Here is a 13,327-nt window from a genome sequence, read left to right on the forward strand (position 1 = left end):
ATTCCCGAAGGGCGACCGAAGGATCTCCCATAAAACCGTGTTTTCTGAGATTCTTCGGCCTTCGGCCTCAGAATGACCTTTTTAGCGTTATTATTTTTAATTTCGGTTAAGGTGCGCACTTTTAAAATTTAAATTGCTCTAAAACTGTGCACTTTTAATTCGTAGATAACACTGATGATGTTTTTCATTGACAAGTATTTTACTATATGCTATATTAAGCAGGTTAAATTACAAGGACAAGGAGGTGAAAAAATGTTACGGAGAGAATTAATTATTTGTTTATTAATCGCAATAACTTTAATCAGTGTGACGGGTTCTGTTTATGCCGAAGGAACAGAGGGCGGTAAAAAACTTGAGAAAGGCGTAGTCCAGATAACAACCTGTCTTATTGATGTCCCAAAAGCCATCTATCAAGAGTCAAAAGCAAACAACCCTGTTGTAGGGGTACCGGTCGGTATACTTAAAGGTGGAGCAAATATGTTTGCTCATCTATTCTCTGGTTTCTTTAATATAGCTACCTGCATGTTTCCGAAACCACAGATGGACGCAGAAGTATTTTCTGAACAGTCTCCAAAATAGGTTTATTTAGACATAACCATAATCATTCAAATAGGGTAGGATAAATTGTTCCTACCCTATTTTTAAACAGCGACAATGAAACAATGGAAACAACAACAAGATTGATCAATACGGAAAAACTCTTCCCGGAAGTAAAAGGCCTTGTTATTTCCTATCTGGAACAAATACTAAGCCTGCACCAGGCCAATATCTGTTCAATTGTTATTTATGGCAGTGCTGCCGGCAAAGACTTTATCCATAAAAGATCTGACGTAAATATTTTAATCATCGTAAATAAGCTGGATTTCTCTGATTTAAAAAAATCGCTTAAGCTCATATCAGGCGGGATTAAAAAAAGGATCGTTGCGCCTTTATTTTTGACACGTGAGCATATGGAGACCTCCGGTGATGTATTTCCTGTAGAATTTCTGGAAATGAAGGAAAATCACATCCTGGTCTACGGCGAAGATATATTAAGTGGGCTGGAAGTAGACAGCAAGAATCTCCGGCTTCAGTGCGAGCACCAGATAAAAGGTAAACTGATCAGGATCAGGCAGGCCTATCTGGAAATAGGACTGAAGCGCAAAGGAATGGAAGCCCTTTTAAAACAGTCACTTGCTTCATTAATACCAATTTTCCGCAATTTAATACGGCTTAAAGATAAAACCCCGGCGCTGGGAAAAGAAGAAATACTCACCCAGTTATCTGACGAATTCAACGTAGACAAAGATATATTTCTGGCAATATTAAGAGACAAGAGCAATGATGAAAAAATAGCTTCCCAGGATGTAGAGGTTTTTCTTAAAAAATACATCGATCAAATTCAAAAATTAGCAGTAAGTTCCGATAAAATCTGATGGCCAAACGTGTTTTAGGCATAACCTTATTTATTAGCAGTATTATTCTCCTTTCCTCAATACCCCTCCTCAGTCAGGAAGTAAATTATCCTGCCTATTCCGGGTATATCAATGACTATGCCGGAATAATCTCAGAATCGGACAAGGTAAAGGCAAACAACCTTTTATCAGAGTTAGAGCAGAAAACCACTGCTCAGGTAGCAATAGCAACCCTGTCTACCACCGCGCCCCTGGATATATCTACTTATGCGGTTGAGCTTTTCCAGCACTGGGGAATCGGGCAGAAGAATAAGGACAACGGCCTGCTGCTGCTAATAGCGACAAAAGACAGAAAAGTACGGATCGAAGTCGGCTATGGGCTTGAAGGAGCGCTGCCTGATGCTGTCTGTAATCAGATAATCTACAAAGGGATAATTCCTTTGTTCAAAAACAACCGATATAGCCAGGGGGTTTTGACCGGTGTAAACACAATCACTGATTTGATCGCCAGAGAGTATGACGTAGAATTGACCGGCCTCAGCCAGGCCGGCGTGCCTATCTTTGAAACAGGCCCTGCTTCCAGGGCCAAATCAGCCCTGGAAATATTGTTCAGTCTTATATTTTTTATTTTAATTTTTGGTTTTCGTTTCGGATTATTCGGTTTTTTATTGTTGAACAGCGGCCGGAGAAGAGGCGGTCATTGGTTTGGTGGAGGATACAGCGGCAATATGGGAGGATTTAGCGGAGGTTTTGGCGGTTTCGGCGGGGGATTAAGCGGCGGAGGCGGAGCCTGCGGTTCGTGGTAAACTCAATTTAATCAGGAGGTGCTATATGAAGAAAATATGGATTGTCTTGATTGTCGCAGCAGTAATAATATTAAGCCTGGGAGGCTGGTTCATAAAGGGATTGAATACCGTAGTGATTTTTGATGAAAATGTCAAGCAGGCCTGGGCCCAGGTAGAAAATCAACTCCAGAGGAGAAACGACCTTATCCCCAACCTGCTTAACACGGTTAAGGGCTACGCTGCTCATGAAAAAGGCGTGTTTACAAAGATAACCGAGCTTAGAAGCCAGTGGGCAAAGGCTCAGACAACTTCTCAAAAAATAGAGGCATCGCGGGGTATGACCGCAGCGCTTTCCAAACTCCTGCTGGTGGCTGAAAATTATCCTAACCTGAAGGCCAATGATAATTTTTTAGCTCTTCAGAGCCAGCTTGAAGGAACAGAGAACAGGATCGCTGTGGAAAGAAGAAGGTATAACCATGCTGTTTTATCATTTAATGCCTATAAAAGAACGGTGTTTGGCAGTCTTTTTGCTCGTTTAAGAGACCTGGTGAAACCCGCAGCATATTTTGAAACAGAAGAAATAGCCAGACAGGTGCCGGTTGTAAAATTCTGAGGCAAATCATGAATCTGGAAGAAAGATGGAATAAGGCTGTTGAAAAAACTGAGATTGTCAGGGCGCGCCTGAGTAATTTATTGACCTTTGAAAGAACAAGCCTGCCTTATACATTCCTGGCTGAATCTTCGATAAACATTGGAGATACGGTGGTTAGGAAAGGACGGGTCCTGGTCCATAAACCATTAATAGTCCTGCCCCAGGATTTTCCGCAGTTTGAAGGATTTGAGTTTGAAAAAGACTACGCGGCAAGCGAAGATATGGTCAGGTCATTGCTTCTGATGAGAGGCATAAGCTTCCCTTCCTTAAAATACAACAACGAGATCTCTACTATTGAAGTATATGAACAGTCTTTGGCAAAAGCAATAAAACATTTTTCCCTGCAATTACAAAAAAAAGAAGATATACGCCGCGGCCTGATTATCGGTCCGGAAGAATCCTGGCAGTTTTCCGTGCTTATCTATGCGGGCTTATTGACAAACAAGTCTGTTTCTAACGATGTAAAAAAACTGCTGGAAGATTTCAGAAAAAAAATGGGCCTGGATTAAACAATGGCTGGTTTTAAAAATGAATTTTCCTGGTCAAAATCCCGGGATGAGATATTCAGAGAGTGCCGCAGGAAATATTACTACAACAAATACGGTTTCTGGGGAGGATGGAGCTTCAACTCCGACCCTGAGATCAGGGAAATCTATATCCTCAAACAGCTTAAGTCACGCTATATGTGGAAGGGCGAAGTAGTCCACTGCATGATCAGTGAGATCATACAAGACCTGGGGAATAAAAGATATTACCCCTTGAATTATTACTTAAACTCGGTAGGCGTAAAAATGAGAAATGATTTCCGGATGTCGGCCAATAAGTACTATCGGGAAAACCCTAAAAAGATGACCGGTTTATTTGAACATGAGTATAATATCAATGTCCCAAAAGAAGAATGGGTTAAGCTGTTTGAGTCTACTCAAGCCTGCCTGAAGAACTTTTTCACCACGCCGCTCTATTCGGACTTGCGGAGCAAAAGCTCTCTTAATATCCTTCAAAATGAAAAAACGCAAAATTTCGTCCTTGACGGTACAACCATCTGGGTTAAATTAGACCTGGCTGTTAAAGATGATTCCAGGATTACTATAATCGATTGGAAAACCGGCCGATTTCCGGATAACGATTTTTCCATCCAACTGGGCTGTTATAGCTTATATGCCATAGAACAATGGGGAGTGGAGCTTAAAGACCTATCTGCTGTCGAATTCAATCTTGGAAGTTTAAAAAACACTACCCACGAAATAAACGAAGAGAAATTAAACCATGTAAAATCCTACATAAAAAAATCCATACTCGGCATGAAAGAACTGCTCTACGACCGTAAAAAAAACCTTGCCAGAAAAGATGATTTTGCCTGCACGGATAATGAAAAAGCCTGTCGGATGTGCGGCTTCAAAAAAATTTGCAGAGACTGGCTCTAAACAAAAGGAGATAACTAATGTCATATTCGGGCCTGGAGAGAAGGAGATACAAAAGGATAAGGCACCATTTTATAATCAGCCTGCGGGTTTATCCGGAGATAACATCCAAAAATAACGCTAAGTGGGATATGGCGGCAATAGAAAACCTGAGCGCCGCAGGTATGTTTTTTACCTACAATAAAAAACTGGAAACGGGAACACTATTAGAATTCAAGATTACCCTGCCGTTTCTGATGGATCGGACCCGCTGCCTGGGGGTGGTAAGGCGCGTTGAGGAAAAACCTCCCGCTAAGATTTACGGCATTGGTATTTATTTCGTAGAAATAGACGGTAAAAGAAAAGATGCCATTAACAAAGCTGCTAACGATTATTATTTTAAGAAGGGAGTTTCTGATTAAAGAAAAGCGGTTTAATGAGGGGAGAGTGTCGTAATGATATTTATTGCAATAACGGTTTTTTATCTGTTAAACTGCATCAAGATTTTAAATGAATACGAACGGGTTGTTGTATTTAGGTTGGGCCGGGTCCTGCGCCAGCCGAAAGGCCCGGGTATGATTTTTCTTTTCCGGCCGATAGATACAGCCCAGAAGATAAGCCTGCGCCTGATAACCTTAGATGTGCCGCCCCAGGACATTATTACCAGGGATAACGTATCGGTAAGGGTAAATGCGGTTGTTTATTTCAGGATTATGGACCCGATCAAGGCTATAGTCGAAGTCAGGGATTACCAGTTTGCCACTGCCCAGATGTCTCAGACTACCCTGCGAAGCGTGATCGGGGAAATGGACTTTGACAGCCTTCTTTCAGAAAGAGAAAAAATAAACACCGAGCTCCAAACCATTATTGATAAACAGACCGATCCCTGGGGGATCAAGGTATCAAACGTGGAGGTCAAACACGTTGACATAACCGAGGAATTAAAAAGGGCAATGGCCCGGCAGGCCGAAGCAGAAAGAGAAAGAAGGGCCAAAATTATTGCCGCTAATGGAGAATTTCAGGCGGCAGAAAAGATCTGCCAGGCAGCTAAAATGATGGAGAAAAACCCCACCGCCCTGCAGCTGCGGTATCTTCAGACACTTGTAGAAGTAGGCAAAGAAAACAACACCACCACGCTTTTCCCCATTCCGGTAGATTTTATGAAGGCGTTTATGGAGAAAAAGAAGTAGTTGAACGATCTCAGCGACAGTCAATTAATTAACCTTTGCCTGGACAAAAATCCATTAGCTTGGTCAGAATTTATAGAGCGGTTTTCAAAGGTTATTTATTGGGCAATCAGGGATAGGCTGAGAAGGTGGGGATACCAATTTCAAGAAGGCGACGTAGAAAATATCTACCAGGAGATATTCGTCAGCCTCTGGCAAAAACCTAAATTAGCAGAAATAAAAGATAAGGAAAAACTGTCCGGCTGGCTGGTTATGGTAGCCGGCAACAACGCTGTTGATTATTTTCGCAAAAAAAAGAGGAAAGAACCAAAAGATATTACCTTTATTTTTAAAGACCTGGCTTTTTCAAACGATAACCCCTTGCAGCTGCTGCATTCCCGGGAACTAAAACAGACCTTAGAATCAGTGCTGGGAACATTACCCTCCAAAGAGAAAATCGTCATAACCCTAAGTTATCTATACAATAAAAAACACAGAGAGATCGCTGAGATATTGAACATACCGATCAATACCGTTTCTACCCTCATATTTCGAACCAAGGAAAGATTAAAAGATAAGTTGGAAGAAAAGGGGATCAGGAATATTGAAGACATTTAGTTTGAAAGAAAATGCTTAATTTTTACGTCATTATAAGTAGGGACGGAAAAAATGGATAATATCAATACTTTGATAAAAAAACATCTGGCCGATAAAGCAGTTGGTTCGGGCCTTAAGCGGTCAAAAAAGTGCCCGTCTGAAGCCGATCTAACTGCCTATCTCCATGGGACTATCTCTGAGCAAAAAAGCGAAAAGATATCTCAGCACATCAGCCAATGCCTATTTTGTTTAGAAGCAATAGAGCAAACCAGCAGGCAGGATATGTCTATAAGAGAGCCCGGCCCGCCAAGACAGGTTATTGAGCGAGCCAAGGCAATAGCTAAAACGCAGGGCTCCGGAGGTTTTTATCGGCTAAAGAAACACCTCTGGCTTATCGGGGCGGTGATTGCTTTTGGCCTGTCTTTTATCCTTTCAAAATATTTTTTTCAATTTCTCATCCTAACGCTTATTTTAGGGATAAAATGGGCGCTGGATACCGCAAACACCAGGACTTTAATTATGGTCAACGACGCCTGGCATAAACACCGTAACAAGGACGATCAAGAAAAACCTGCCAAGAAACCTTCTTTATAACACCATTTCCATAAAAAATTAAAATCTTTTGAAAGAAAACCGGGGTTTTCTGCGTCATCATAAGTAGAAGGAGGTGATATTTATGTTGACCGGAAATGGCAGTTTTAAGGTAGCGCGGTTAAATCGCCTGGAAAGAGACGATTCACTGAAGGCCATGGTGGATGTTGTTATCAATGACAACATTATGATCAAGGGCCTCAAGGTAGTGGAAGGCAAGAACGGCATTTTTGTTGGTATGCCGGGCCGTAAAGACTCCAGCGGTAAATGGTATGACAATGTCCACCCCATCACCAAAGAGGCCAGGGAAGAACTGCAGGAAACCATTTTATCTGCATACGAAACAGAAAAGTAAAAGGCGAAAGGGGCAGGAAAAATGTCTAAACAAACAAGAGATCTTGGTTGGCGGGGAGAAAAAATCGCCCTAACATTCTTAAAGAAAAGGCGTTATCATATACTGCAAACCAACTTTTCCTGCCCCCTTGGCGAAATTGACCTGATAGCCAAACAGAGTAACGATATCGTATTTATTGAGGTCAAAACAAGGAAAAGCTTTAATTATGGAATGCCCCTGGATTCTATTACCCAAAAAAAGAAAAGACAGCTTGTAAAAACAGCTTTATTTTACCTGAAAAAATATAAACTAATTCAGGAGCCCTGCCGATTTGACGTAATTTCAGTCTCAATCATTAATCAACAGACTAAACCCAGGATAGAGTTGATCAAGGATGCTTTTTGGTGCGAGGAGGCGTATAAATCATGCTGGCAAGGACAGAATCCAGTACAGTTATAGGAATTAACAGCCTAAGGGTGGATGTAGAAATAGACATAGCCAGAGGACTACCGGGATTTTCTATAGTAGGGTTACCGGATACAGCGGTCCGGGAAAGCATAAAAAGGGTAAAGTCAGCCATTAAAAACTGCGGCTTTGATTTCCCGGCTAAGAAAATTACCGTGAATCTGGCGCCGGCTGACATAAGAAAAGAAGGGCCTTCGTTTGACTTGCCTATCGCCATGGGAATACTGGCAGCTACCGGCCAAATTAACCCGGAAAACCTGGTTGATAAAGTAACCTGCGGAGAGTTATCCCTGGACGGAGGCTTAAGGCCGATAAAAGGAGCTCTTTGCCGGACTATCGGGCTTAAAGGAAGCAGGAAGAAAATATTGCTTTTGCCAAAGGAAAATATTAAGGAATCGTCCATTATCAGAGAAGTGAATGTCTATCCAATAGACAACCTTATTGAAGCGGTAGCTTTTATCGAGGGAGAAATTCAAATTAAACCTGCCAAAACGGATTTAGAAAGATTATGGAAAAAAGACGGTCAAAGCAGAATGGATTTTGGCGATGTTAAAGGTCAGTATCATATAAAAAGGGGGTTAGAGATAGCTGCTGCCGGATACCATAACGTCCTGCTTATTGGTCCGCCGGGAGCAGGAAAAACTATGCTGGCTAAAAGAATACCGGGAATTCTTTCTAAAATGACCATCGAGGAAGCAATAGAAATTACCAAGATCCAGAGTGTGGCCGGCTTGATGCCTCCAAGCAAAACGCTGACAACCAAAAGGCCTTTTCGCGCGCCGCATCATACTATTTCTGACGCAGCCCTCACCGGAGGAGGAACACATCCCAGGCCGGGAGAAATAAGCCTTGCCCACAACGGCGTCCTGTTTCTGGACGAACTTCCGGAATTCAAGAGAAATGTACTTGAAGTATTAAGACAGCCTCTTGAGGAGCAAACAGTGACCGTTTCCCGGGTTTCCGGCATTGTTACTTATCCGGCAAAATTTATGTTGGTAGCGGCCACCAACCCCTGTCCCTGCGGTTATCTTACCCATCCAAAAAAAGAATGTCACTGCACGCCGCACCAAATTCAAAAGTATCTATCCCGGATATCAGGACCGCTCTTAGACAGAATAGACATTCATCTGGAGGTACCTTCCTTAACTTCTGAAGAGCTCACCCAAAAGGCAAACGGCGAAACCTCAGCTGAGATAAGAAAACGCGTAATCTCAACCCGGACTATTCAGCAAAAAAGATATCAAAGGGGTAAAGCCTTCTGGAATGCCCACCTTGAGTCAAAGGAAATCGATAAATTCTGCCCTGTTGACGACCAGGCAAAACAATTACTAAAAATGGCCATCATTGAACTGGGCTTAAGCGCCCGGGCATACGATAAGATACTCAAGCTCGGACGCACCATCGCTGACCTGACCAGGTCAGAAATCATCCAGGCAGAACATATCTCTGAGGCCATTGGCTACCGCTCCCTCGACCGTAATCTCTGGACAATCTGATTCCTCCGGAAAAAATCATAAAAAATCGGGAATAAACCAGGGAGGTGCGTTGTCTAATTTGTAAAAGGAGGTGTTTTATGAAAAAATATCTCATTATCTTATTAGCAGTTGCTGCGTTGATTCTTTTTACCAACAGCCACGCCAATGCTGAAAGAATAGGTCGTCATAGTAGAAGGTCGCACAAGCCCACTTATTATAGAAGTGTGGTTTGGCCGCCGTCTTACCGGGAATATGGAAGAAGTTACCACAGCTATGCCTGGGTGCCGGGTCATTGGGAACGGAAAAGTAAACACAGAAGACATGTCAAGACAAGGAGATACGAACCTAGTCCTGAGTTTCTTTTATTCTACTCTATTAGCAAAATCATCCAAAACTGTCGATAACCCGTAAGCATGCCTTCTAAAAAGTTTCCTTGAGGTTTGCCTTAAAAAGTGGTAAAATATAACAATACGGCAAATCAAAAAGGGGGAAAATAAGTTATGGGAAATGACTTTTTAGAAGACCTGATAATTAAAAATAATTCAAAAATAGTACTCCTGGTTATGGATGGAGTAGGGGGCCTGCCTTTAAAAGAAGGCGGCAAAACAGAATTAGCCACTGCCCATATGCCTAATTTAGATAAATTGGCTGTTTCTTCGATCTGCGGAATGCTTGACCCGGTTATGCCCGGCATAACACCGGGAAGCGGGCCGGGCCACCTGGCCTTATTCGGCTATGACCCTCTAAAACATACTATCGGCAGGGGAGTGCTTTCGGCCCTGGGTATAGATTTCAAATTAAAAGAGGGTGATGTCTGCGCCAGGATCAACTTTGCCACGGTAAATAGTGACGGAAAAATCTCAGATAGAAGGGCAGGAAGGCTGGATACAGAAGAAAATAAGCGAATTTGCGGAAATCTGCGAGAAAATATCAAAGTAGAAGGGATAGAAATATTTATTGAGACTGTTAAAGAGCACCGTGCTGTGCTGGTGCTTCGCGGCCAAGATTTAGACGGCCATATCCTGGATACAGACCCTCAGCAAAACGGTTTTATGCCTCTGGACCCCGTAGCTGCAACTAAAAATGCCAAGAAAACAAGGGACATCATCCAACAGATCATTCAACAGGCAAGGAGCTCCTTAAAACAGGAAAAATCAGCCAATATGATCCTGCTCAGGGGATTTGCCGGATTTAAAGTCTCTAAATCCTTAGAAGAACGTTTTGGCCTTAAGGCCTTAGCTATTGCCCGGTATCCAATGTACAAAGGGCTTGCCAGGTTAATCGGTATGGATATCGCCAGCCAACCCCGGGATTTAAGCGAAGAGATAAACCTGCTAAAAGATAATTTTGATAAATATGACTTCTTTTTTGTTCATTTTAAAAGAACCGACAGTTCAGGGGAAGACGGCAATTTTGCAGAAAAAGTGAAGGAAATAGAAAAAATAGACAAATTGATCCCCGATATACTAAAATTAAAACCTGATGTTATAGCAGTAACCGCTGACCACTCGACACCTGCCCGGATGAAAAGCCACAGCTGGCACTCTGTGCCCGCCATGATTTACTCACAATATTGCCGCGCTGATGATGTAAAAAAGTTTGATGAAATAAGCTGTATAAAAGGGGGCCTGGGAAGAATGGCCGCTATTAATCTGATAGGTATAACCCTGGCTAACGGGTTAAGGCTTAAAAAATTCGGCGCTTAGTCCAAATCTATGAAAACCGTAACTCCGCAACAAATGAAAAGAATTGACCGAACAGCGCAGAAAAAGTTCGGCATTCCTCCTGTCATCCTGATGGAAAACGCAGGAAGGGCAGTTTATCAGGCTGCTATGGCCATGTTAAAGACCAAAAACAGGCGTGTAACCTGTATCTGCGGAAAAGGAAATAACGGAGGAGATGGTTTTGTCTGCGCCAGGCATCTTATAAATAACGGCCTGGATACAACCGTCTTTCTTGCAGGAAGCCCTAAAAGCTTAACAAAAGAAGCTAAGATCAATTATAATATTCTTAAAAAAATGAAGAAAAAAATAGTGCTGCTGGCTGACAAAAATCTCAAATCACTTGAAAAAAACCTGGTAAAAACAAACTTAATAATCGATGCTATACTGGGTACCGGTTTATCGGGAGAAATCAAGGATCCCTATAAAAGAATTATTGAGTTGATAAATTCCTCCGGAAAACCTGTGCTGTCTATAGATATACCTTCAGGTTTAAGCGGAGCTTGTGGAATACCTTTGTCAATAGCTGTAAAGGCCGCTAAAACAATTACCCTTGCTTTAGCAAAAACAGGCCTGATAAAGAACCAGGGGCCAGATTATACAGGCAAACTAATAGTAGCAGACATATCTATCCCTAAAACAATACTGTAACTCTAATTATATCATAGGTTACAGTTATTCGTGTCAATTTGTGCATACATGAGCCAGATTAATCAAAATAATCAGAACGACACAGAAATCCTTAGCAAATTACGCGATTATATGCATTTTATGAAGGGTTACGGGCAACTGGCAATAGACTTGGCCAGGCATACTAAAAGTTCAACCAGAAGCGTTTATCGATGGATAAAAGGCAAGAGCACACCCGGCAAGAACAAGATACAATTAATTAAGGTGTGGTTAGACAACCAGGATAGCCGGATTTGAGCCCTTTTTTTATTTTTATATTTGAATGTCACAAACCGCCTATAAGATATCTTATGTTAACTTCCACATGCGAAAATAAACTCTGCCTGATAATCGTAACTATAAATAACATATATAGTTACATCAATTAAGCAAAGCATTGTGGAAAACTAGTGGATAAACCGGAGGTCTAACGATTGGCGAGATCAGGATTAAGCTCTAAAGCCTTATTATATTCTTCCTGAGCCTTGATTTTATTCCCGATTTTAGAATAGGCGCAACCCAGGTTATAGTGTGCAAAAGCGCTATCCGGATGGGATTCAATATACTTCTTAAACGGTTCAACAGCCTTTTTGAAATTCTCTAAACGAAGGTAACATAACCCTAAATTATAATACGCAGCGCTGGACTGGCCATTAAGCTCAATGGCTTTTTTAAACTCCTCTATAGCTTCTTCCAAATGGCCATTCTTCAGCAAAGAGACACCCTGGATAAGATGTTCTTTTGATACTTTTGGATCTTCTCCGGCGCTTATTAAACAACAAAAGGAAGTAACCAACAAAAACACGGTAATAATCAAAGTTTTGATCATATCTCTCCCTCCTATCCCCTTTCTGTTAGTCTTTCATTCCAATGGCCAAGCCGGCAAGATCTAACGCAGAATTTGGCTTAGCTATCCTTCTTATGTTTTCTTTTATCCGGTCAAGTTCTTGAGGATTATCAAGCAATTCAATGACCAACCCCCTTATTTCTCCTGCCTTTTTGATCTTCAAAACTGCCTTCTCTCCTGCCAGAACATCACAGTTTCTTGTCTCCTGACCGGGCACAGGAGCAACTATTATCAGCGGCGAATTACTGGCTAAGCACTCCGAGCTGGTAAGCCCGCCTGATTTGCCAACAATAACATCTGATACTGCCATCAATTCATGCATATTCCGGCTAAACCCATAGACTTTACCTGGAATTTTAAGTTGTTTATTGCTTAACTTCTGATATAAGGGTTTATTGTTTCCGCAAACTATTATCAGCTGAGCGGGACGAGATAAGCCTTCCAGCTCAGCCACCAGCTCTTCGATAGGCCCAACCCCCAGGCCTCCGCTGACAACCAATATAGTAAATAAGCCCTTTTGCAGGCCTAACTTTTCAAGCAATAAGTCCTTATTTTTAGGTTCGCCGAAGGCATGGCCTATTGGTATACCCAATACCTCTATTTTGTTTTGGTCTATACCCTTTTTTATTAATTCCTTCTTTGTGCTTTGAACCGCAACAACAAACTTATCAATGCCCCTGGCCAGCCAAAAAGAATGGGTCCTAAAATCAGTTATTACCGATATCAACCGGCCCCTGTATCTGTTATTACGCCGCTGGTGCGCTATAACCTCGCTTGAGTAGAAATGGGTTGAAATTACAACATCAGGGTCTAATTGGCCAAGAAACTGCACAAAGCGGCGGGAGTTCAGCTTGTTGATCAAGCGCCTAAGCGGAGAAATAATAAAATAAATTACCGGATTATCTAAAACAAGGTAAACCATGCCCCATATTAAAGGCATATAGGTAATGGCGAATAGATAAATTGCAGAATAGGTCTTCTGAAATAAAAAACTTGAATAATCGAGTATATCCCAAAGCTCTATTTTTACATCTTTATATTTTTTTCTCAAGGCCCCGGCTGCTGCTTCTGCGGCTCTTTTGTGTCCGGCCCCGGCTGAAGCATAAGTGATTAAGATCTTTTTCGGCATCTAAAACCTAAATTTGATTTTTCCAGAAAATGTCCAGTAGGATGTTGATACCCATTCCTTTAGGCCTGCCGCCTCCGCAGAGTACCAAAACATCCCGTCTAT

18 protein-coding genes are annotated in these 13,327 nt (G+C 41.9%); 16 read left to right on the plus strand and 2 right to left on the minus strand.

All coding sequences use genetic code 11. The features are described 5' to 3' along the window. Positions 1 to 174 precede the first annotated feature (174 nt). The 16 genes from U9Q08_01785 (at position 175) to U9Q08_01860 (ending at position 11,507) form a co-directional block, all read left to right on the plus strand. Positions 175 to 579, plus strand: a complete 405-nt coding sequence (locus tag U9Q08_01785) for a hypothetical protein (GenBank protein MEA3328460.1) — start codon at positions 175 to 177, stop codon at positions 577 to 579. 83 nt (positions 580 to 662) lie between these two features. Then, positions 663 to 1,415, plus strand: coding sequence for a hypothetical protein (locus tag U9Q08_01790; GenBank protein ID MEA3328461.1), 753 nt, complete (start codon positions 663 to 665; stop codon positions 1,413 to 1,415). After that, positions 1,415 to 2,200 carry a TPM domain-containing protein gene (locus U9Q08_01795; protein ID MEA3328462.1) on the plus strand — a complete coding sequence of 262 codons (786 nt, stop codon included), beginning with the start codon at positions 1,415 to 1,417 and terminating at the stop codon, positions 2,198 to 2,200. The genes U9Q08_01790 and U9Q08_01795 overlap by 1 nt, the downstream gene beginning before the upstream one ends. A 25-nt stretch (positions 2,201 to 2,225) precedes the next feature. After that, positions 2,226 to 2,792, plus strand: coding sequence for a LemA family protein (locus tag U9Q08_01800; GenBank protein ID MEA3328463.1), 567 nt, complete (start codon positions 2,226 to 2,228; stop codon positions 2,790 to 2,792). Between the two features lie 8 nt (positions 2,793 to 2,800). Continuing rightward, complete coding sequence (locus U9Q08_01805; protein MEA3328464.1) at positions 2,801 to 3,340, plus strand: hypothetical protein; 540 nt, start codon at positions 2,801 to 2,803, stop codon at positions 3,338 to 3,340. Between the two features lie 3 nt (positions 3,341 to 3,343). After that, positions 3,344 to 4,255, plus strand: a complete 912-nt coding sequence (locus tag U9Q08_01810) for a PD-(D/E)XK nuclease family protein (protein ID MEA3328465.1) — start codon at positions 3,344 to 3,346, stop codon at positions 4,253 to 4,255. A 17-nt stretch (positions 4,256 to 4,272) separates the two neighbouring features. Then, entirely contained in the window at positions 4,273 to 4,653 is a 381-nt protein-coding gene (locus tag U9Q08_01815; protein MEA3328466.1) for a PilZ domain-containing protein, read from the plus strand. Positions 4,654 to 4,686: 33 nt separating this feature from the next. After that, entirely contained in the window at positions 4,687 to 5,421 is a 735-nt protein-coding gene (locus U9Q08_01820) for a slipin family protein (protein MEA3328467.1), read from the plus strand. Beyond that, the gene (locus U9Q08_01825; protein MEA3328468.1) at positions 5,422 to 6,015 is read left to right on the plus strand and encodes a sigma-70 family RNA polymerase sigma factor; all 594 of its coding nucleotides are present in this window, start codon (positions 5,422 to 5,424) and stop codon (positions 6,013 to 6,015) included. Positions 6,016 to 6,066: 51 nt separating this feature from the next. Then, a complete protein-coding gene (locus U9Q08_01830) occupies positions 6,067 to 6,588 on the plus strand; it encodes a hypothetical protein (GenBank protein MEA3328469.1) in 522 nt (173 codons plus the stop codon). 82 nt (positions 6,589 to 6,670) lie between these two features. Then, positions 6,671 to 6,940, plus strand: coding sequence for a SpoVG family protein (locus U9Q08_01835; GenBank protein MEA3328470.1), 270 nt, complete (start codon positions 6,671 to 6,673; stop codon positions 6,938 to 6,940). A 21-nt stretch (positions 6,941 to 6,961) separates the two neighbouring features. After that, entirely contained in the window at positions 6,962 to 7,378 is a 417-nt protein-coding gene (locus U9Q08_01840) for a YraN family protein (protein MEA3328471.1), read from the plus strand. Then, the gene (locus U9Q08_01845) at positions 7,345 to 8,880 is read left to right on the plus strand and encodes a YifB family Mg chelatase-like AAA ATPase (GenBank protein ID MEA3328472.1); all 1,536 of its coding nucleotides are present in this window, start codon (positions 7,345 to 7,347) and stop codon (positions 8,878 to 8,880) included. The genes U9Q08_01840 and U9Q08_01845 overlap by 34 nt, the downstream gene beginning before the upstream one ends. 479 nt (positions 8,881 to 9,359) lie before the next feature. Then, on the plus strand, positions 9,360 to 10,565 hold the full coding sequence (locus U9Q08_01850; GenBank protein ID MEA3328473.1) for a 2,3-bisphosphoglycerate-independent phosphoglycerate mutase: 1,206 nt from the start codon (positions 9,360 to 9,362) through the stop codon (positions 10,563 to 10,565). A gap of 9 nt (positions 10,566 to 10,574) precedes the next feature. Further along, positions 10,575 to 11,231 (plus strand): NAD(P)H-hydrate epimerase, encoded by a 657-nt coding sequence (locus U9Q08_01855; protein ID MEA3328474.1) that lies wholly within the window; start codon positions 10,575 to 10,577, stop codon positions 11,229 to 11,231. 120 nt (positions 11,232 to 11,351) lie between these two features. Further along, complete coding sequence (locus tag U9Q08_01860; GenBank protein ID MEA3328475.1) at positions 11,352 to 11,507, plus strand: hypothetical protein; 156 nt, start codon at positions 11,352 to 11,354, stop codon at positions 11,505 to 11,507. Between the two features lie 169 nt (positions 11,508 to 11,676). On the opposite strand, the gene U9Q08_01865 is transcribed toward U9Q08_01860, so the two are convergent. Together U9Q08_01865 and U9Q08_01870 are read right to left on the minus strand one after the other, a co-directional pair. Beyond that, positions 11,677 to 12,078: a tetratricopeptide repeat protein gene (locus U9Q08_01865; protein MEA3328476.1), complete on the minus strand. Its 402-nt coding sequence runs from the start codon at positions 12,076 to 12,078 to the stop codon at positions 11,677 to 11,679. A gap of 25 nt (positions 12,079 to 12,103) precedes the next feature. Further along, positions 12,104 to 13,225: a glycosyltransferase gene (locus tag U9Q08_01870; protein ID MEA3328477.1), complete on the minus strand. Its 1,122-nt coding sequence runs from the start codon at positions 13,223 to 13,225 to the stop codon at positions 12,104 to 12,106. Between the last annotated feature and the right edge of the window lie 102 nt (positions 13,226 to 13,327).

The sequence above is a fragment of the Candidatus Omnitrophota bacterium genome, from assembly GCA_034717435.1.
Classification (GTDB): Bacteria; Omnitrophota; JAUWXU01; order JAUWXU01; family JAUWXU01; genus JAYELI01.

What these genes read in the sequence shown, in the direction of transcription:
- U9Q08_01785 (MEA3328460.1), top strand. Translation starts at nt 175, where the DNA reads ATGATGTTTTTCATTGACAAGTATTTTACTATATGCTATATTAAGCAG.
- U9Q08_01790 (MEA3328461.1), top strand. Translation starts at nt 663, where the DNA reads ATGGAAACAACAACAAGATTGATCAATACGGAAAAACTCTTCCCGGAA.
- U9Q08_01795 (MEA3328462.1), top strand. Translation starts at nt 1,415, where the DNA reads ATGGCCAAACGTGTTTTAGGCATAACCTTATTTATTAGCAGTATTATT.
- U9Q08_01800 (MEA3328463.1), top strand. Translation starts at nt 2,226, where the DNA reads ATGAAGAAAATATGGATTGTCTTGATTGTCGCAGCAGTAATAATATTA.
- U9Q08_01805 (MEA3328464.1), top strand. Translation starts at nt 2,801, where the DNA reads ATGAATCTGGAAGAAAGATGGAATAAGGCTGTTGAAAAAACTGAGATT.
- U9Q08_01810 (MEA3328465.1), top strand. Translation starts at nt 3,344, where the DNA reads ATGGCTGGTTTTAAAAATGAATTTTCCTGGTCAAAATCCCGGGATGAG.
- U9Q08_01815 (MEA3328466.1), top strand. Translation starts at nt 4,273, where the DNA reads ATGTCATATTCGGGCCTGGAGAGAAGGAGATACAAAAGGATAAGGCAC.
- U9Q08_01820 (MEA3328467.1), top strand. Translation starts at nt 4,687, where the DNA reads ATGATATTTATTGCAATAACGGTTTTTTATCTGTTAAACTGCATCAAG.
- U9Q08_01830 (MEA3328469.1), top strand. Translation starts at nt 6,067, where the DNA reads ATGGATAATATCAATACTTTGATAAAAAAACATCTGGCCGATAAAGCA.
- U9Q08_01835 (MEA3328470.1), top strand. Translation starts at nt 6,671, where the DNA reads ATGTTGACCGGAAATGGCAGTTTTAAGGTAGCGCGGTTAAATCGCCTG.
- U9Q08_01840 (MEA3328471.1), top strand. Translation starts at nt 6,962, where the DNA reads ATGTCTAAACAAACAAGAGATCTTGGTTGGCGGGGAGAAAAAATCGCC.
- U9Q08_01845 (MEA3328472.1), top strand. Translation starts at nt 7,345, where the DNA reads ATGCTGGCAAGGACAGAATCCAGTACAGTTATAGGAATTAACAGCCTA.
- U9Q08_01850 (MEA3328473.1), top strand. Translation starts at nt 9,360, where the DNA reads ATGGGAAATGACTTTTTAGAAGACCTGATAATTAAAAATAATTCAAAA.
- U9Q08_01855 (MEA3328474.1), top strand. Translation starts at nt 10,575, where the DNA reads ATGAAAACCGTAACTCCGCAACAAATGAAAAGAATTGACCGAACAGCG.
- U9Q08_01860 (MEA3328475.1), top strand. Translation starts at nt 11,352, where the DNA reads ATGAAGGGTTACGGGCAACTGGCAATAGACTTGGCCAGGCATACTAAA.
- U9Q08_01865 (MEA3328476.1), bottom strand. Translation starts at nt 12,078, where the DNA reads ATGATCAAAACTTTGATTATTACCGTGTTTTTGTTGGTTACTTCCTTT.
- U9Q08_01870 (MEA3328477.1), bottom strand. Translation starts at nt 13,225, where the DNA reads ATGCCGAAAAAGATCTTAATCACTTATGCTTCAGCCGGGGCCGGACAC.